Source organism: Leptolyngbya cf. ectocarpi LEGE 11479, from assembly GCF_015207065.1.
In the GTDB taxonomy this organism is placed as follows: Bacteria; Cyanobacteriota; Cyanobacteriia; order Phormidesmidales; family Phormidesmidaceae; genus Leptothoe; species Leptothoe ectocarpi.
On record NZ_JADEXP010000092.1, the window covers coordinates 1 to 18437 of the forward strand.

Consider the following 18437-nt stretch of genomic DNA (forward strand, 5'->3'; position numbering starts at 1 on the left):
CCAGTGACCAGTGATGGGGTAGGAAATCGCCGTTAGCAGGATGCTAAAGATAACGAAGTCAACAAACTTGATCCGCTCTGCTACCGCGCCAGAGACGATAGTAGCTGCGGTACCGGCAAAGGCAGCCTGGAATAGGAAGAACACAGGGGCCGTTAAGTTCCCGGCGTAGGGATCTTCAGCAGTCAGACCTGACAGGAAGAAATTACCCATACCAAAGAATGGATTGGCCTCGTTAAACATGAGGCCAAACCCGATTGCCCAGAAGGACAGGGTGGCTAGGGCAAAGACGATTAAATTCTTGGAAAGGATGTTAACAGCGTTCTTCTGACGACAGAAGCCGGTTTCCAACATGCCGAACCCAGCGTTCATGAAGATTACTAGGACAGCTGCAACCAGCACCCAGATATTGTCTAAAACAACTTGAACATTCTCAGCAGTGATGGCATCTTCCTGCGCATGGGCGGCTGTATTCCAGGTGGCAACAATGACCAGTGCCAAAGGTATACAAGCTAACCAAGCCCAAGAAAAGCTTCTGCCAAAAAAGCGCTTTGCCATTTGATCAAATGGTGGCGCATAGGTATCCCAGACGGACGATTTGCGTCGCCTTGCCTTGCGGCTAAAATTTAGACTAGACATCTCAACAGACGTTCCTACAACACAATCCAATCAACTAAAACCCAATCCCAGAGCTGTTAACCCTAGATAATCAAGTTTTTGTGTGAGCGGACCTTGACAGTTCAAGATACTCAATGACCGACAACCGGTCTGAAACCGTGATATGACCATGCCAAGCTTTGGGAATCCTTAACAATAATCTAAGAATCTCCACAGCATTTAAGAGCAATGAGTCACATTGCACACAGCTAAACCCATAGGTATGCCTGTGTGGGTACTTTTTGGATATCTATGTAGATAGATTCCACCAATTTCAGTCAAGTCATTCTGTATCAGAAACTACACTTGATTCGTGTGAATGGAATATTAGGGGTTTGAGCCCTGCTTATTTTTACTTGTTTTCAAAAGTTAATATTCTGAAAGCCTTAAACACGTTGGCTTTAGCCATTCGCATCATTTTTGCTTGATGGAAACATTGTCTTTAAGTACGGATGAGGTCCTAGGCTATCAAGGCGATTTTGCTTTTCCAGGACACTTTCTTCGAGGGCTTGCCGATAGGCTTGGACTTTATGTAAAAGTTGGAGATCGCCCGTTCCTAGGATTTGAGCTGCGAGTAGTCCAGCATTTTTAGCATTGCCAATGGCAACGGTGGCAACCGGGATGCCGCCGGGCATTTGTACAATCGAGTAAAGCGAGTCGATGCCTTGCAGGCTGCGACTTTTAACCGGTACTCCAATGACTGGAAGCGGTGTGAGGGCGGCAACCATGCCGGGTAGATGCGCGGCTCCACCGGCTCCTGCAATAATCACTTTTAGCCCTCGTTCAACAGCTGTTTGGGCATAGTTCATCATGCGGGTTGGGGTGCGATGGGCAGACACAATGGCAACTTCGTGGGGAATGCCAAAGTCTTCGCATACAACAATGGCGGCTTGCATGGTTGGCAGGTCAGAATCACTGCCCATGATGATGCCAACAAGGGGAGAAGTCATAGGAGGAAATGTATTGTTCTACAAAACAGGTCGTTCCTGGCAAAGCCAGGGGGATGTTGTTAGCCTACCGGGTTCCTATGGGATGATTCGTACAAAGATTTGAACACGAAAGGCCCATGTCAATTTTGCTCAATGTACGACTACCCCATAGGTCGGAACTTTACTGTCTGGAGATAGTGGGCAATCAGCTCCGGTCTATGCTGCCGATGGCTAAAGTGGCTGCTAATGCAGTACAAGCAATTGACTGTCAAGGAGATTGGGTTTCCTTGGGGGGGGTGGATTTGCAAATTAATGGGGCCTTAGGGATGGCGTTTCCGGATCTCAGCGATCCCGTCGAGTTGCAAAAGGCTGCTAGTTTTCTGTGGGCTCAGGGGATCGATGCATTTACGCCGACGCTGGTGACGGCGGATGCAGCGAAAATTCAACGCAGTTTAGCTGTGATTAGGGCTTATCAGGCTATGGGGTCTCTGCCTCGCCATGCCGAGGTGTTGGGGGCTCATCTGGAAGGGCCATTTCTCAATTCGGTGAAGCGTGGGGCTCATCCTGCTGGTTATCTGCAACCCTTGTCGATCGATCGGGTGCAGAAGCTATTGGGTGAGTATGTCGATGGGGTCAAAATTGTGACCCTAGCACCGGAAATGGCGGAGACTGCTGAGGTGATTCCGTGGTTGCGATCGCACAACATAACCGTGAGTCTGGGCCATTCCCTCGCGACTGCAGCCCAAGCCCAGGAAGCATTTGACCAAGGAGCCTCAATGATCACCCACGCCTTCAATGCCATGCCAGGGTTGCATCATCGTGAGCCCGGTCTGTTGGGGGCTGCCCTGACTCATCCCCGCGTATTTACCGGGCTGATTGCCGATGGCCAACACGTATGTCCGACGATGCTCGATCTGCTACTGCGAGTCGGTCGTGGTAGCAATGAGGCCACCCATGGAGGGCTGTTTCTAGTCAGTGATGCTTTGGCTCCCCTGGGTTTGCCCGATGGCACATATCCCTGGGATAGCCGTGAAATTGAGGTCATAGAGGGCACTGCCCGACTACCGGATGGCACCTTGTCAGGGACGACCCGACTGCTGCTTGATGGGGTAAAAAATTTAGTTAAGTGGGGGGTGTGTAGCGTCGATGAAGCCATTTCGATGGCCACTGATCGGCCCCGTCAGGCCATCGATTTACCCAGGCTGGCGCCGATGCAAACGGCCCATTTGCTGCGCTGGCACTACGATGGCACGGACTTAAGCTGGCAAAGAATGTGATGGGAACGTATCCAAAACGTAATAGGATCTGACGGTAGAGAAATCCTATTGACCACTGCTGGGCGATCCTATGACGAGTGCAACTGACGATAAGACCATCGTTCGCAATTATTTCAACGCCCAAGGGTTTGATCGTTGGAGCCGTATTTACGGCGATGGTCAGGTTAATAAGGTGCAGCGCGATATTCGAGATGGCCATCAGCAGACGGTGGATCATGTGCTCTATTGGTTTAAGCAGGATGGTAACGCTGAGGGCCTGACCGTTTGTGATGCAGGCTGTGGTGTGGGCAGTCTCAGTATCCCCCTGGCGGCGATGGGGGCTAGGGTTTCTGCCAGTGACATTTCTGAAAAAATGGTGGAAGAGGCCAGTATCCGAGCCAAAGACGTGCTGCAGCCTGAGGCGGTACCGACCTTTGAGGCCAAAGATTTAGAAACCTTGGATGGTAGCTATCACACAGTTGTTTGCTTGGATGTGTTGATTCACTATCCCCAGGACAAGGCGGGGGATATGCTGGCTCATCTGAGTGCTTTGGCTCAAGAGCGATTGATTGTCAGCTTTGCACCTAAAAATCCTTTCTATACGGTGCTGAAGCGTATTGGTGAGTTTTTCCCCGGTCCCAGTAAGGCTACCCGTGCTTATCTTCATAGCGAAGCTGAGATTCGGGCCGCTTTAAAGGCCAATGGTTGGGAAATTAAGCGCCAGGAATTCACAGCGACCCAGTTTTACTTTTCACGACTGCTAGAGGCGGTTAAAGCCTCAGATTAGGCTAAAAAATTAGCGAGGTCCATACCCTCGTCGTTACTAGTAGAGGGCTGAGCGGAGTCGAAGCCCCGGCATAAGTAGTGTTTTAACTTTCGTTTCTTAGCTCTGTTCATGCCGCCTAAAGTATGGCCTGGGGTTAAATCGGCCTATGCCGATGTGAGCTTATCAAGGGTATCAGGCTGATGTAGCTTCACACAGTTACGTCCTGACTTTTTGGCGGTGTATAACCCCAGGTCCGCCATTTCGATCAGGGCGCTGGGCGGAATTTCCAGTGTTGGGATAAAGCTGGTGACGCCCAGGCTCATGGTGACGTGGTCAGCGGTGTCAGAAGCTGAGTGGGGTAAGTTATAGGCGCTCAGTTTGGCTAAAACTGCGGTTGCGATCGCAACACCCTGCTCAGCAGATGTATTAGGCAGCAAGGCGACAAACTCTTCGCCACCGTAGCGGGCACTGAGGGCACCCCTGGCCCGGATGGCCGCGCGAAAGGCCTGGGCCACCCGCTTTAAGCATTCGTCGCCTTGGGGATGCCCATAGGTATCGTTATATTTTTTAAAGTGGTCCACATCGCCAATGATCAAGGCTAAGGGTTGTTGCGATCGCAGGGCCTTAAACCATACCTGCTGTAACGTCTCATCCAATGTGCGACGATTAGCCAGGCCTGTCAGTTTGTCATTGGCCGAGAGCACCTGCAGCTGTGTCGTGCGGTGGGCTCCTGTGATCCCTGCGGCAACCCATAGCCCTAAGAGCGTCGGCACCACCGGTAACCATAGCCCTGTGGCCATCAGTATGCCGTAGCTACCACTCAGGACCAAAAGACTAACACCAGGCATCAGGGTGAGGCGCTGCCAGATTTTGGTTGCCCGTTGGGTGAGACACCCACTCCCTAGGGTAAGGCCAATGATCATCAGGTTTTCTACCCACGGTGGCCATGCGTGAATGAGGGGGCGATTATCCAGAATGGTACTGAGAATCTGGCTAGCGATCTCTCCATGCAGCTCTACGCCAAACTTAATCGCGGCTTCTCCCTGAAGAGATCTACTGGCTGTGTAGAAAATATCTGAGTTACTCAGGGCCATGGTGCCAATTAAGACGATGCGATCGCGCATGGCGTCGGTCGGAACCTGGTCCCGTAATACCTGTTCTAACGAAAACACATCAAATGCATCCGTCTGTTGTCGCAGATTTAGCAAGATCTGATATCCCTGGGCATCGATGGCCACGTATCCACCTGTATGGTGTTCGATAGGGGGAATTTTTATCCGATTGAGCGTTAACACTGAGCTATCTAGCTGCGGTGTAATTTTTTCAGGCTCCCCAGCCAAGTAATCAAGGGCCACCCGTAGTCCCAGTCCTTCAACAACACGGGGACCATTCGCTGCAGGAAACAACAACCCCCGCCGAACACGACCGTCCATATCAACAACAATATCGCTGGCTGCTATCCGGTCAGCCTCTGTCAAAATCTGATGGCCAGGAATCGGTGCGCTGTTTTCATCTCCAATAATTTTTTCAATACCGATAAGACTTGGGGTGTTAGCAAAGATTGTGGCTAAGTGCTGACTGCCGGGCTCGTTAGATAAATTACGGTAGAAGTCGAGACCGATAACCCGAGGTTGATGGGTCTGAATTTTTTGAATCAGTCTAGCCATGGTCTGATTGCTGACGGAGGCTGTGCCGAGGTAATCGTCTAGATCAGCATCAGTAATACCCACAATGACAAGTCTGGGGTCAGGAGCTTGAGATGGCCGCAGCGTCATCATGATGTCAAATGTTCGCAGCTCTATCAGCTGCAAACCGCCCATGGACCGTAGAACCAAGACGCCATTGGCGGCAAGAAAACTGGCAAGAATGACAAAACTGTTCTTGGTTCTCAGCCGATGCCAAACGCCTTTCCAAATGTCTCCAATGTTGTCTATTTTTATCAAGGTTTGCCATCCGTAAACAACGTGATTACACGACTTGAGTAATACGGTGGCCACTCAACTAAGCTGACAAATTAACCACCACTGATATTCACCACTACTGACAAGCTCACGTCTGCTTCGTTTTGACTCTGTTCCAAAAGACTTTGCACCATAGTTTCAGCATCTGTTACCCCCTGATTTCTAGCAGCCAGTAGTGCAGCAATGGCGTTATACCAAATCCCTTGACTGGCATAGGCACTAGCCTGCTCTAGGTGCGATAGATGGTCTACATCTAATACATCTAAGGATTCCCCGTCTACGAGTTCAATAAAGCTACGCGCAGAAATTTCGGTTTGGGTGTCATGGGGGCATGAAACAAACACTGTCCAGCGATATCGTTTTTCAGACTCTAAGTGATTCTCCTTAGGTAAGGTCACGCTGACGGTTGCTGTGTGGTCAAGAGTAACAGTTTGGGTATATATCGGAGTTGCCAGGGTGGGATCTGAGAAATGAAATGTCACGGAGACAGGGGCCACAGTGGACACATGCCAGGCCAGTGGGGGGGTGGTCTGGGTGGTTAGGAGTCCGGATTGATTTCCTGGCACCAGCAGGGTTAGCTGAGTCGCCTCGTCAGATGCGTCCGGACGGCAACTAACAGACTCTTGCCCTCGTCGTCCTCCTGAGAGTGTGGAGCCGACGCTACCCCGCTCGGGATCTGGGGTCCAACGAATGCGTTCACTCGCATAGCTAGGTGTGAGTATGGTGAGCCCGCATAGGCAACTAACCAGCACCGAAGCTGGCTTAGCGTATTGCGTACAGCGAGTGATTAGGTTTAGCAACGTAAGTTTTGGGTGCTGGCTCATGACTGGAAATCCACCGCGTTTAGAGATTGATAAGCAGGTGCATAACAGGCAGCCCCTTACTCGTCTTCAGTGTATTTTTTGCTACCTAAAAATAGGTAAAGAATACTTAAAAACTCGGGAGATGGATATACAGGCTAGGTAAAGTCTTGAGACTTAAGTGGGTGGAAAAAACTATTCATCATCCGGGCTTTCTCCTCTGGAGACGCGAACGCGAACGACTCCGCTCAGCCCTCATCTTTTCTAAATTAGCTGGTTGAGCGGAGTCGAAACTAGCGGTATTAGGAATGTTTACTTTGGACTATCTACTTAACACCAACAGCGCGGTTAAGGAAGAAGGGTTTTATGAGATCCAAAAAATGCGTTTGCAGAAGCTACCATGGAACGCCCGTGCGGCCCGTTTTAGCGCCAAGGGTTGCCCACCATGGTGAATCCCGCCCAATAAAACGGATGAGAGAATTCAGCGGATGCTGGGAGATTCCACTCAGCAGGCAATAGGATGTCCTCACTTGAGGTGTCTAATATACTGTTGTTGATGTGAGTGTTACCTTGAATGAGTGAGATTTGTGCCTGCTGTAAGGACTTAAATCGCAGAGACGTAGGTGATAGCTGCGTATAGAATTCTGTCATCAATGCCAGGGTCCCTAGATCTGAAACGTTCCACAAACTTCCCATGGAGGTTTCGATACCCGCTGCAGCGGCTAATCCTATAAAGCCTAGTTCGGCTTCAGGGCTACTTAGCGCTGTACCACAGGCACTTAAGATTAATAGCCTGAGTTCCGACCAATTCAGCTCTCGCATCTGGTTAAATGTCAGCTGAGCGTCCCAAAACTGGATGAATGACTCATCTAAATTACCCGCATTAAACTCAGCGTGGGTCGCCAGATGTAGCAGGTCAGGTTGTTGGGATGTATGTAACGTTAGAAAATTATCGAGGGTAAATGTCTCATTGAGGAGAATATCTGTAGCTTGGGTGTTTTCAGCAACAACTTTGAGTTCAATGGGGACAGCTGGTAGGGCTGCCAAAGCCTCGAACTGATTCGCGCCAGCTACAAGTGAGCGAGATACTGAGGGAATCGTGTCAAACTGAGGCTGTGTCAGCCCCATGCTTGGAATGATAGATATCCCATACTGTTCGATGACAAATGAATCCTCGTGCATCATAGCGGCAAGGGGAATGGTTCGAAGCCCCTGATCAAGAGAGTACATGATATGCTCAATTTTCCCCTGGGCTAAGTCCGCTTGTAGGGGAGCCAACAGCCAACTATACATTTGACGAGCGAGTGCTTGATAGCTGAGCTGATCGTCAGGGTCTGAGGTAGCTAGTCGGAATAGCTTGGCCTGTTGAGTGAGTTCAGCTCGGGTCACATTGACCAGGTACTGTACAGGTTTTCCAGTGGCCGACACTAAAACCAGTAGGAGTTTGTCTTCTGGAGAGGGTGTACTGTGATTACGCGGTAGGGCGAACCTATCTATAGTGCTTTTCGTAGAACTCCCAGGTGCCTGGGGAACAAAGATGGCGTAAATAACGGCTGATTGAATTTGATGCAATTCATTAGCCTGTTGCAGGGTTTTCTGTACGGTTTGTAAGGTGATCGATTGAGTCTGGGGAAGCTGCCAATAATCTTCATAGTCCTCGCTAAATGAGTCTTCTAAATATTGAAAAGCTGCCTCATCGAAGTAGCGTAGGCGTCTGCTCGGTGTTGTGGGACTGATTTGTTCAGGCTCGAGATTAAGAGGCTGGGTAATTTTTTCCTCTTGTACTAAGACATTTGCTTCATCGACATTTGCTTCATCGACATTTGCTTCATCCAGCTGAGTAGTAGGCTGGGGTGGCGCTAGCTGTGGTGGATTGTCAGGGGATGACGGGGTGCTAGGGGACGATGGGTCCGAAAATTGGGGTGTGGGCGTTGGAGACGTAGGATTGGTGGGTGGAGGTACCGCAGGTAAAATGGGGCTTTCAACAGCTCCTATATCGACAGTGTTGCCGACAATTCTCGGTTGTCTATGTTGATCGCTAGGGGCAGCGGCTAAATTATTGCCAGCATTAGCTGCCGGACTGTCACTGAGTAGCTGGTGGGATGGCAGGGAACCCCGTGTGTTGTTGAGTGATGTCAGTCTCGGATCGATCGGTGTGTTGGTGGTTCCCACCAGGGTGCTGACATTAAAACCGATGCTGCCCTGGTCGATGCCAATGAGATTGTTACCTTGATCGCTAAACTGTCCCTCTACGTCGGGATGGGACGGGGCAATATTATTGGCCACAATGGTGTTGATCAGATCTGGTGTGGCAGCTGTTGACGGATTTTTAGAAAGACCTCCTCCAGAGCGAATGGCAGTATTTGCGGTGATGGTGACGTTGGTGAGGGTGGTGGGGCCAACAGTTCTGATGCCACCGCCAATGTCTGCCTGGTTGCCTGAAATAGTGCTATTACTTACGGTTAACTGACTCAGATCTGAGAAGCTCTCGATGCTGGCAATTTCAATCCCTCCGCCTTTGTTGGCAGCCTGGTTATTGACAATGGCGCTATTTGCGATCGCAACCCCCGTCTGACTGTCATTAGCCAGATTCAAAACACCCCCGCCGTTAGTAGCCGATAAGTTGTTGCTAATCAAGCTCGACTCTAGGCTCAGTCTGCCACCCGCCGCGTTTTCTATACCACCCCCCCCGTCAAACGTGCCGATACCCGTAGACTGGTTGTTACTAAAAATGCTGCTCAATAGCTGGCTTTCTCCCTGGTTGTAAAGACCGCCTCCGCTTTGAGCCCTATTGTTGAAAAAATATCCGGCTCTAATCTCGCTGGTATTAGTCAAAAAAGCTGCCCCGCCAGAGCCCTCTATAGCTAGATTTTGAGTGAAATTGACAGCTTCAAGTTGCACGTCTCCTTCACTGTAGATCGCACCCCCATGACTGGCAGCCGTATTTTGTGAGAAATCAGTCTTCAAAACAGTAAGCACGCCCTGGGGATCAATATCGATGGCACCCCCATGTCCAGCGGCTTGATTGTTGAGAAAAACGCTATCAACAATCTCTACGGAGCCTTGAAGGATATCAATAGCACCACCATCAGAGCTAGTGCGATTATTCTCAAACACTGAATTTAAGATTGTGAGGGAGCCTGTATTGTGAATCGCCCCACCGTCTTTAGTGCTCTCTATAATCTCGTTGTTAATAAAGTGGGTGTTGTTGAGGACGATATTGTTGCCATTGTTGCTGAGACCTGCACCATTTGATGTACTGAGCCCGTCTTGGAGCGTGAGACCTGTGAGAGTACTGTTACTTCCCCAGTTCGTGATCTTAAGCACTGGATGGTCGCCCACGCCGTTGCTGTCGATATCACCGCTGATCGCCGTAAGGTCTCGACCTTGACCGACCAAACTGAGGGGCTGATCAATGATGATGACATTGCCGTCACGGTAGGTATTGGCTGCCAGATTAACAGTCCCGCCGCTAGCGACAGCATCGACTCCGTTTTGGATCCTGCCATTGGCACCCACATTAACCGTCGTAGCCGTGCCTGATAGTTGGCCACCCTCCTTGAGCGTAATGCGTTCATTCAGGTTGAGAGTCGCTGTATCTAGGAATAAATCGTTGGCAGTGCCATTGGCCCTGGCGTCGAGCGCGGCAGCGAAGGTAATGTCGCTAGCAGCCTGCAACGTGACATTAGTGTTATTTAACGCACTAACGATGGTTGAAACATTAATGGCGTTATTGACGGGGTCGTTGGTATCCGTGATAATCTCGCCTGGAGCATTGGTATCAACGATGGTTAGCTCAGTAGGATCCAACAGCCAAAGACCGGCTCTGCCTGTAGGGGCCGTCGTAGTCACCTCGGTGTTTTCGCCAATAGTCAGTTGCAGCAGCCCAGATGTTTCCACCAAACCGCCATCCCCGGTGGTCGATTGAGCTGAAACTGTGCCATCAAAGTTTGTGATCCCATCGGACCAAACAATCACTTGGCCACCGTTGCCCTGCTGGTCTGCATCGGTGATTAAGGTGGTATTAGTAATGGTTGTTTGGGTAGACCGGGGTAAGCTGCCGCTTCCCTGATAAGCACCCCCAATGCGAATAGAGCCACCGCCATTTTTTCCCGTGGCGTTGAGCCCGCTATCCATGACTTGGATGGTGTCGCCTAGCAGGTTGATTTCACCACCTGTGGTGCCTTGAGTGGAGACTATTCCCCTATTTATCAGGCTGAACGAGGGTTGAGCCCTGGGGGATGGCTCAGTAACCAGACTGACCGCTCCATCCTGGCTGACGACAAGGGTGTTGCTATGGTTAACCTCACCGCCCGTAATGCTGGCGGGCAAATTGTCTAGGCTCCTGTTGTCAGGGGAGATTTCCAGGTTAAGTAAACCACCAGACTGGCCAATATGGATGGTTTGGCCTGGTTCTGGAGCGAATAGGGTCACTTCCCCACCGGGTGCGCTCAGCATCCCAGCATTGGTTACTTGGGGGGCTAGCAGTCTGAGGCTGTGTCCGTCTCGAACCGTGAGCTGACCGTGGTTAGTGATGCCGCCTGAGTGACTAAAGCCAAAATGGCTGGGCGCTGTGACCAATGTGCTGTAGTCAGGGTCGCTGAGCACTTCAAACCACTGGGTGTCATTGCCGAGATGGGTAGCGGTCGTGGCAGTAAAGGAACCACCGAGATCGAGACGGGCATTAGGGCCAAAAATCAGTCCGGCGGGGTTGACCAAATAGAGGTCGGCGCTGCTGCCGGTAATTTTAAGCAGGCCGTCAATGGTGGATGTCGTGCCACCGATGACCTGTCCGATGACTGTGTCAGTGGTAAGGGCTGTGATGAAGTTTGCGGTTTGCTGTTGTCCCAGGCTGAATTGGTCAAAACTATGGAAAATATTTCCTGCGGCTTGGGTGCCGCCGCTAATATCAATCACGTCCTGGTCTGAGACGCTGACCTGGGTGGTGGTGTCGGTGGGCAGAATGGTTTGGGCCAGCACAGGTGCTGTGGTTGCCAGGGCAATGCTACCGCCAATTACAGGCAGTAGTGTTAGCGCAACGGTTGCTTTGGTTAAGACTTCCATAGAGCACTGTCAGCCCAAATCGAGAGCAATTAAAAGTTTTAAGACTGGTATGGGGGATGGCGGGGGCAAAATCGGCAGCCTGGGCAGAACGGCGGGGCATTGTTTACCCTAGAGAGGTTCGTTTTTGGGGCTGTACTATGACTGCTCGTCTGTGTCTTGCGATCGCATCCATCCTCGGCGGTCTATCTGTTGCAGGCGGTGCCTTTGGGGCCCATGCACTCAAAGCTCAGCTAACCGAAAAGGCGCTGGCCACATTTGAGCTTGGCACTCGCTATCAGATGTATCATTCCCTGGCTTTGCTGCTGGTGGGACTTCTGTGGCTACAACTTCCGAATAATGGCTGGCTCAGCTACGCCAGCTGGTCATTCATTCTAGGGACGGTCATCTTTTCTGGCAGTCTGTATGGTTTGAGTTTGTCTGGGCTCAAACTACTGGGGGCGGTCACACCTATTGGTGGCGTATTTCTAATCATTGGTTGGGCATTGTTAGCCACTGCTGCAGTCTCTCTGACAAACTAATCTGACAACCTAAGGAATCTATTCCGTTTGCCGCTACTATGTGCCGTTTACTTGCCTATTTAGGAGAGCCCATCCCCCTTGACGAACTCATCTTTAAACCCGAGCATTCCTTGCTGGCTCAGAGCTATCAGCCCAAAGAACTAGAATTCGCTTTGCTCAATGCCGATGGCTTTGGTGTGGGCTGGCATCATCCTGACGATGCGGCGGCAGAACCCTTTGTGTATCGCAATGTATTGCCGATTTGGAATGATGCTAATTTGCCCCACCTGTGTCGTTATATTCGAGCGAAGTCCTTTGTGTCGAATATTCGCAGTGCCACCCCAGGGTTGCCGCTAGACTTCAGTAACTGTCAGCCGTTTCGCCATGGCCAGCTACTGTTTGTCCACAACGGCTATATTGATAAATTTCGCCAAACGCTTTACCGCCCCATGCGCGATCTGATTGGCGATGTCGCGTATCAAAATATTTATGGTCTGACTGACTCCGAGCATATCTTTGCGCTGATTACGCATCTGCTGGAGCTAGATCCCCGGTTGGACCTGCTGGGGGCGATGGAGCAGGCCATTGCCATGATTCAATCTTTGGCCAACCAGCATGGCGTGCGTGTTTCGGGCGTGATTATTTTGAGCGATGGCCACCGGCTGATAGCAGGCCGTTTTGATAACCAGGATAAGGCTCCTTCTTTTTACCTGTTACGTCAGCCCAAGGGTATTATTCTCGCGTCTGAACCATTATTTGAGGCAGATTGGGAGCCTCTGGCCCAGGACTATAGTGTGACCGTGGCTGCGAGCGATCTTAAACCTCATATCCATAGTTTTTCTAGCACCGCTTGATGTTGGTCGGGGGGTAAACATTGCGAATTGTGAGATCGCACCCTCAACGATCCCTTCAAACGAGAAGAAGATTGGCAAGGCAACCCCCGACAAATTGCTCTCAACGTGCTGGTGCAACAATTCCTGAGCACCCTAAAACCCTGGAACTGCTGCAGGACCGCGCCAAAAACGACAACGATGAGCAGATCAGAAAATGGGCGGTAAAACAGTTAGAGAAGTTAGAAACGCAAAACTAGCGATGCCGGAGTCCGAAAGGAGAGAGTTGAAAGGTCATGTTTTTAGTACCGCTGGTTTCGACTTCGCTCAACCAGCTATTCGATTTCGCTCGACCAGATGATTTTTGGAATTCTCTCAGTCGTTAAGGCGATCGCGCAGTTGGCGTTTAGAAGCGGTCTCTCCCTGCTCGTTGCAATCCTGCAAAAACTGATAAAGCAAATCCTTAGCAATTGCCGGAAACGCTAAGCTAGTTTGGGTTTCTTGATACTCACCCTCACGTAGCTGATAAATTCTGAGAACTTGACCGTCATAGCGCCAAAACTCGGGCACCCCCATCGCGGCATAGAGAGCATTTTTATCAATATCTGTGTGGGTAATATCTACCTCAACCACCAGATCGGGGGGAGGATCAACAGCTAGATTGACTGTCTTGCCGCGTACCAGTTGTTCGTTTGAAATGTAATAGCACTGGTCGGGTTCTGCACTCGCCAACAGCTCAGGCTTGTTTAGCCTGGTAGACTGCAAGCTTTTGAGATCCTGATTCATTTCTTCAGTGACGACATTGATAAATTGATCGATGCGGCTACTAGAACCTTCATGTTCTTCTAAAGGCGTCATAATTTCTAAGCAGCCATTAAAGTAAGTCAATCGAGTCGAACGGCGTTCTCCCAGAGCTGTCAGAATTTGCTCATAGCTCTGCCAGCTGACATTGCCTAGCAATACTCGTTGCTCGCCGGAGCGGGTAGCCGCTGGCGGTAGTGTGCTGACCATGAACAAAATCTCCTGACCGGGATGCTCATCGCTATTTTAGTGCGATCGCACATAAAACAGTTCTTACAAAACGAAATACCCGCAGGTTGCGTTTCGACTCCGCTCAACGCTCGAACCTAGGAAGTTGAGCGAAGTCGAAACCGATTTGCTCAGGGACATTATTTAGCCGCAGATTTCTTGGCGCACCTATCCCCTCAACTCAGGACCATCACGCCGTAGCAGGCTAAACATCTCCCCCTGGGCTGGCGTAATCATCATTCCCGACTCCGGAATCGTCACCAGCTGGCTCCAGAGCGCCTGCTCCGCATAGCGCAACACATGCAAACTGTGAATCACAGACCGTACCCCCTCCGGTGACCCAATTACCAGATGGCGCAATCGTTCTCGGCCCGTCTGAGCTGCCGGACTGGCCAGCAACAGCGGACTGGTCGCCTCCCCCTGACGGGCAGACGACACATACGGTAAATACAACATTGAGGGTTTCCTCCAAAGGGACAGGAAACCCAAAATTTGGCCGCTCCCAGACAATGTGCAGTTCGGAGCGGCCACGAGTAAAATGCTACTCAGCCGCCGAGACAGGCGTTATCTGTCTTGGGGGTCAGCTATTGGTGGGAGGCCCTAATCTCCTGCCAGTAGCGTCTCGACCAAAATTTTGGGGAACCAAGCTGCACGTACACAGCTATAGCAAAGTAAGGTAAACGATTCGGAGACCGGACGCAAGTAAAGTTTGTTACGTTTGGACCGCGATTCTTTACTGCGATCGCTCAACGCATTAGATTGCGCCCTGACAAAGCTTTTGCTTTGAAAAAGGTGGGATTGGATAAATGCGATAACGCTAAACACGTATGACCGGGAACTTTAAGAATAGTCTGATTGCCATAAAAGGGCGCTTTCAGCCGATATAGCTTTCAGAGTCACTATGAAGCGATTGAACTGCACTTGAACTGCGAGGCAGGCTATGAAAATTCAATTTGACCCCGAAGTGGATGCCCTGTATCTCCAGCTTTTGGAGGGTAAAGCGGTGGATTCGGAAAATATTGAGCCAAATATTGTGTATGACTACGACGCTAAAGATCAGATCATTGGGATTGAGGTGCTGCGGGTGGGTGCAAATTTGTCTGATTTAGCAACCAGGGCATTGCCCTTTCAACACTTTGACCAGCAGCTTAAATTTCTAAGCTTTTTGGAAACAATTGCTGATACTGAGCTGCAAGCAAAGCTCACATTTGCTAGACAGATTCTGCAAAATCAGCAGGTTTTTTTGCAGAGTGCTTGATAAAGGTAGGCTTGTCCGGATAGCAGTGCAAATAATTGCAACGTTGCAAATTGTGCGATCGCACTCCCCGCCTCAACCCAACGGTATAAAATACCACCGTAGAAAATTGGCACCATGCTTTGCGCTCCTTACTCGCGATCGCCCGTAGGATCGATGCATTCACCACTCAAATCGGAAAATTCGCCTACTGGCTAGTGCTGGCGATGATTGGCGTCGGCACCTGGAACGTCATTGGCCGCTATCTCGGTAATCTAGTCGGTCAAAATCTGAGTTCCAATGCGCTGATTGAAACCCAGTGGTACCTATTTGACATCGTCTTTTTGCTCGGGGCCGCCTACACCTTGCAAAAGAGCGGCCATGTACGAGTCGATGTGTTTTACGATCGCTGGTCCCGTCGAGGCAAGGCGCTGGCCGACTTGATTGGCACAGTGATTTTTCTAATTCCGTTTTCTGCGTTGGTGATCTACTTCTCCTGGGGGGCGGTGCTGAAGTCCTGGGCCGTGTGGGAAAACTCGCCGGATCCGGGGGGGCTGTTGCGTTTTCCCATCAAGACAATGATCTTGGTGAGCTTCGGTCTGCTGATACTGCAGGGGATTTCAGAAGCGATTAAGAACTGGGCGATTTTTACCGGACGTTGGGACGGTGAGCCTCTCAATCAGGGGGCCGATCATGCTGATTGACTGGTTGGGACCACTGATGTTTGGGGGGGCGCTGGTGCTCCTATCCCTGGGCTATCCGGTGGCGTTTTCCCTGGGCGGCGTGTCCATATTATTTGGCCTGATTGGCATTGCCTTCGGGGTGTTTGATCCGATTTTTCTCACCGCGATGCCGCAGCGGATCTTTGGCATCATGAATAACTTCACCCTGCTGGCCATTCCCTATTTCATCTTTATGGGGGCCATGCTAGAAAAATCCGGCATTGCCGAAAACCTGCTGGAAACCATGGGCAGCCTGTTTGGTCGGCTGCGGGGTGGTCTGGCGATCGCAGTCGTCGTCGTTGGAGCCCTGTTGGCTGCAACAACCGGCGTGGTGGCCGCGACCGTGGTGACCATGGGGCTGATTTCCCTACCGACGATGCTGCGCTACGGCTACAACAAAGATGTGGCGACTGGAGTAATCGCCGCCTCAGGCACCCTGGGCCAGATCATTCCCCCCAGTATTGTGCTGGTGGTCCTGGCCGATCAGCTGGGGGTGTCCGTTGGAGATTTGTTCTTAGGCTCATTTATCCCAGGTTTGCTGATGGCCGGAGCCTTTGTGGTGCATGTAGCCATCATGGCCTTTGTCCGGCCTGACCTGCTGCCCGCTCTGCCCCCGGAACTGCTCAAAGTTCGCGGTAAAGCCCTAGCGCTTAAGGTACTAAAAGTCATGGTGCCGCCGCTGGTACTGATTCTGCTAGTGCTGGGCAGCATTTTCTTTGGCGTGGCCACACCAACGGAGGCCGGAGCGTTGGGTGCCGTTGGCGCAATCGTGCTAGCGGCCTGTAACCGACAGCTGACCATCCGCAGTTTGCAAGAAGTCTGCGATAGCACGCTGCGCACCACCACCATGGTGATTTTTATTCTGCTAGGCTCGACGGCGTTTAGTCTGGTGTTTCGCGGCCTACGGGGGGACAGCTTTATTTTTGATGTCCTGACCAACTTGCCAGGGGGCGATGTCGGCTTTTTGATTGTCAGTATGCTGACGGTCTTTATTCTCGGATTCTTTATTGATTTCTTTGAAATTGCTTTTATCGTAATCCCCCTATTTGCGCCGGTAGCGCAGCAGTTAGGGATGGATTTAGTGTGGTACGGGGTGATTATTGGAGCCAATATGCAAACGTCATTTTTAACACCACCCTTTGGGTTTGCGCTGTTTTACCTGCGGGGGGTGGCTCCAAAGGATGTATCCACGGGAAATATCTACCGGGGTGTGGTGCCATTTATTGCGTTGCAGTTGGCGGTGTTGGTGGCGATTATTGCGTTTCCTGGTTTGGTGAATTGGCTACCGTCGATCAGCCAATAATCTACGATGGGGGGCTATTAAAACAGCTTGAATGATTAAGTCTAATACTGTGGTTAGGGTGTCAGCGCCGTTGATGGTCTGAAGGAGTTGAATGAAATCGACATTGAAGCAGGGCAAGCTAATCAGCTGGCAAGATGAGCGCGGCTTTGGCTTTATTCGTCCGGTAAGTGGCGATAAAAAGGTCTTTATCCATGTTTCAGAATTAAAAGGCTCAACGCGTCGACCTCAGCAAGGAGATATGATTTGCTATCGCACTACGGTTGATGAAGAGGGTCGAATCTGCGCTTGTAATGCCTTTGTTGTCGGTGCAAGAAAACAAGCGACACCCCCACCGTCTTTGAAGCCTCGTGCCCGTGCTAGCCGTTCTGGTCTGCATCCACTTCCTTTCGTAGGGTTTGCTTTACTGGGTAGTCTGCCCCTATTTGGCGCTGCTCGTTTAGCTTGGACAGGCGAAAGCTTCATCCCACTAATGTTTTATGCGGTCATGGGTTGCTTGACCTTTGGTCTGTACGCAGAAGATAAAACTCGTGCTCAAACTGGAAAATGGCGAGTTTCAGAAAAAACCCTGCATCTATGTGAATTTATGGGGGGATGGACAGGCGGCTTTGTTGGTCAGCAGCTATTGCGCCATAAGAGTCGAAAACAGTCCTATCAATTATTTTTTTGGATTATTATTGGCCTCCATATGATTGGTTGGCTTGGTTGGTTTCTGGGGCTAGGGCCTCAGTAGGGGCGTTCCATGGCACGTCTGTACATTGGGGAAATCCAGAAGGATATGGCTGCACGTATATTTATTGGTAATTGAGTGAACTCCTATGAGTAATTCATCAGTAAGGAAGCGGATTCTTTGGCTCCAGGTTCTAGGTCTAGCCGCTGTTCAGGGGGCTATTTCCCTGACCTGGGTGATCTACAACCTGTATTTAGATGATTTGCTGCTCACCTTAGGCTTTTCTGCCGGTTTGGCCACACTGCTGCTGGTGATTGAAAATGCCATGGGGGCGGTAATGGAACCTCTGATGGGCAGTTTTTCAGACCGGCGGCAGCATTGGGTCGGCAGTCGTTTTCCCCAGATTGCCTTGGGATTGATTGTGTCAGCGATTTGCTTTTTCGGAATTCCGTTGATAGTGGTGGTGGGCGGGCTGTCTCTAAAGTCCTTGCTACCGTTTGCTTTGGTGGCCTGGGCGCTGGCAATGACTATTTTTCGCAGCCCGGCGCTGTCCCTGCTGGGGCGCTATGCTTTTGAGGCAGATTTACCCCAGGCCGCTAGTGTGTTGACCATGGTAGGCGGCGTTACCGGTGCCATGGCTCCCCTGGCCAGTGAGTTTATTTTGGATTTGGGTCCCTTTGCAGCGTTTTCGATTGGCACAGTCGTTTTGCTACTGGCGGCCTTGG

General features: G+C 50.8%; 14 protein-coding genes and 2 pseudogenes. 9 read left to right on the plus strand and 7 right to left on the minus strand.

Going from position 1 to position 18437, the window contains the following annotated elements; all coding sequences use genetic code 11:
- Both IQ260_RS11980 and purE read right to left on the minus strand, forming a co-directional pair.
- Nucleotides 1-636: pseudogene (locus tag IQ260_RS11980) on the minus strand (ammonium transporter); the annotation flags it as partial.
- A gap of 419 nt (nucleotides 637-1055) precedes the next feature.
- The gene (gene purE, locus IQ260_RS11985; protein WP_193993344.1) at nucleotides 1056-1604 is read right to left on the minus strand and encodes a 5-(carboxyamino)imidazole ribonucleotide mutase; all 549 of its coding nucleotides are present in this window, start codon (nucleotides 1602-1604) and stop codon (nucleotides 1056-1058) included.
- A 116-nt stretch (nucleotides 1605-1720) separates the two neighbouring features.
- Here purE and nagA point away from each other — a divergent pair, with 116 nt between their 5' ends.
- Entirely contained in the window at nucleotides 1721-2860 is a 1140-nt protein-coding gene (gene nagA / locus IQ260_RS11990) for an N-acetylglucosamine-6-phosphate deacetylase (protein WP_193993345.1), read from the plus strand.
- Nucleotides 2861-2930: 70 nt separating this feature from the next.
- Nucleotides 2931-3626 (plus strand): magnesium protoporphyrin IX methyltransferase, encoded by a 696-nt coding sequence (gene bchM, locus IQ260_RS11995; protein ID WP_193993346.1) that lies wholly within the window; start codon nucleotides 2931-2933, stop codon nucleotides 3624-3626.
- 143 nt (nucleotides 3627-3769) lie between these two features.
- Here the strand turns inward: bchM and IQ260_RS12000 are convergent, their stop codons facing one another.
- From IQ260_RS12000 to IQ260_RS12010, 3 genes are all read right to left on the minus strand, one after another.
- The gene (locus tag IQ260_RS12000; RefSeq protein ID WP_193993347.1) at nucleotides 3770-5548 is read right to left on the minus strand and encodes a CHASE2 domain-containing protein; all 1779 of its coding nucleotides are present in this window, start codon (nucleotides 5546-5548) and stop codon (nucleotides 3770-3772) included.
- 71 nt (nucleotides 5549-5619) lie between these two features.
- Nucleotides 5620-6390: a DUF928 domain-containing protein gene (locus IQ260_RS12005; RefSeq protein ID WP_193993348.1), complete on the minus strand. Its 771-nt coding sequence runs from the start codon at nucleotides 6388-6390 to the stop codon at nucleotides 5620-5622.
- 399 nt (nucleotides 6391-6789) lie between these two features.
- Nucleotides 6790-11430, minus strand: a complete 4641-nt coding sequence (locus IQ260_RS12010; RefSeq protein WP_193993349.1) for a CHAT domain-containing protein — start codon at nucleotides 11428-11430, stop codon at nucleotides 6790-6792.
- A 137-nt stretch (nucleotides 11431-11567) separates the two neighbouring features.
- On the opposite strand from IQ260_RS12010, the gene IQ260_RS12015 reads away from it, so the two are divergent.
- Both IQ260_RS12015 and egtC read left to right on the plus strand, forming a co-directional pair.
- The gene (locus tag IQ260_RS12015; protein WP_193993350.1) at nucleotides 11568-11948 is read left to right on the plus strand and encodes a DUF423 domain-containing protein; all 381 of its coding nucleotides are present in this window, start codon (nucleotides 11568-11570) and stop codon (nucleotides 11946-11948) included.
- A gap of 38 nt (nucleotides 11949-11986) precedes the next feature.
- Entirely contained in the window at nucleotides 11987-12781 is a 795-nt protein-coding gene (gene egtC / locus IQ260_RS12020) for an ergothioneine biosynthesis protein EgtC (protein WP_193993351.1), read from the plus strand.
- A gap of 351 nt (nucleotides 12782-13132) precedes the next feature.
- Here the strand turns inward: egtC and IQ260_RS12025 are convergent, their stop codons facing one another.
- Entirely contained in the window at nucleotides 13133-13768 is a 636-nt protein-coding gene (locus tag IQ260_RS12025; protein WP_193993352.1) for a Uma2 family endonuclease, read from the minus strand.
- 186 nt (nucleotides 13769-13954) lie between these two features.
- Nucleotides 13955-14242, minus strand: coding sequence for a hypothetical protein (locus tag IQ260_RS12030; protein ID WP_193993353.1), 288 nt, complete (start codon nucleotides 14240-14242; stop codon nucleotides 13955-13957).
- Nucleotides 14243-14726: 484 nt separating this feature from the next.
- On the opposite strand from IQ260_RS12030, the gene IQ260_RS12035 reads away from it, so the two are divergent.
- From IQ260_RS12035 to IQ260_RS12055, 5 genes and pseudogenes are all read left to right on the plus strand, one after another.
- Nucleotides 14727-15044 carry a DUF2283 domain-containing protein gene (locus IQ260_RS12035; protein ID WP_193993354.1) on the plus strand — a complete coding sequence of 106 codons (318 nt, stop codon included), beginning with the start codon at nucleotides 14727-14729 and terminating at the stop codon, nucleotides 15042-15044.
- A 119-nt stretch (nucleotides 15045-15163) separates the two neighbouring features.
- The gene (locus IQ260_RS12040) at nucleotides 15164-15724 is read left to right on the plus strand and encodes a TRAP transporter small permease subunit (protein WP_193993355.1); all 561 of its coding nucleotides are present in this window, start codon (nucleotides 15164-15166) and stop codon (nucleotides 15722-15724) included.
- Entirely contained in the window at nucleotides 15714-17045 is a 1332-nt protein-coding gene (locus tag IQ260_RS12045; RefSeq protein WP_193993356.1) for a TRAP transporter large permease, read from the plus strand. Before IQ260_RS12040 ends, IQ260_RS12045 begins: the two co-directional genes overlap by 11 nt.
- A gap of 91 nt (nucleotides 17046-17136) precedes the next feature.
- Nucleotides 17137-17775, plus strand: a complete 639-nt coding sequence (locus tag IQ260_RS12050) for a DUF1294 domain-containing protein (RefSeq protein ID WP_193993357.1) — start codon at nucleotides 17137-17139, stop codon at nucleotides 17773-17775.
- Nucleotides 17776-17860: 85 nt separating this feature from the next.
- A pseudogene (locus IQ260_RS12055) lies at nucleotides 17861-18437 on the plus strand (MFS transporter); the annotation flags it as partial.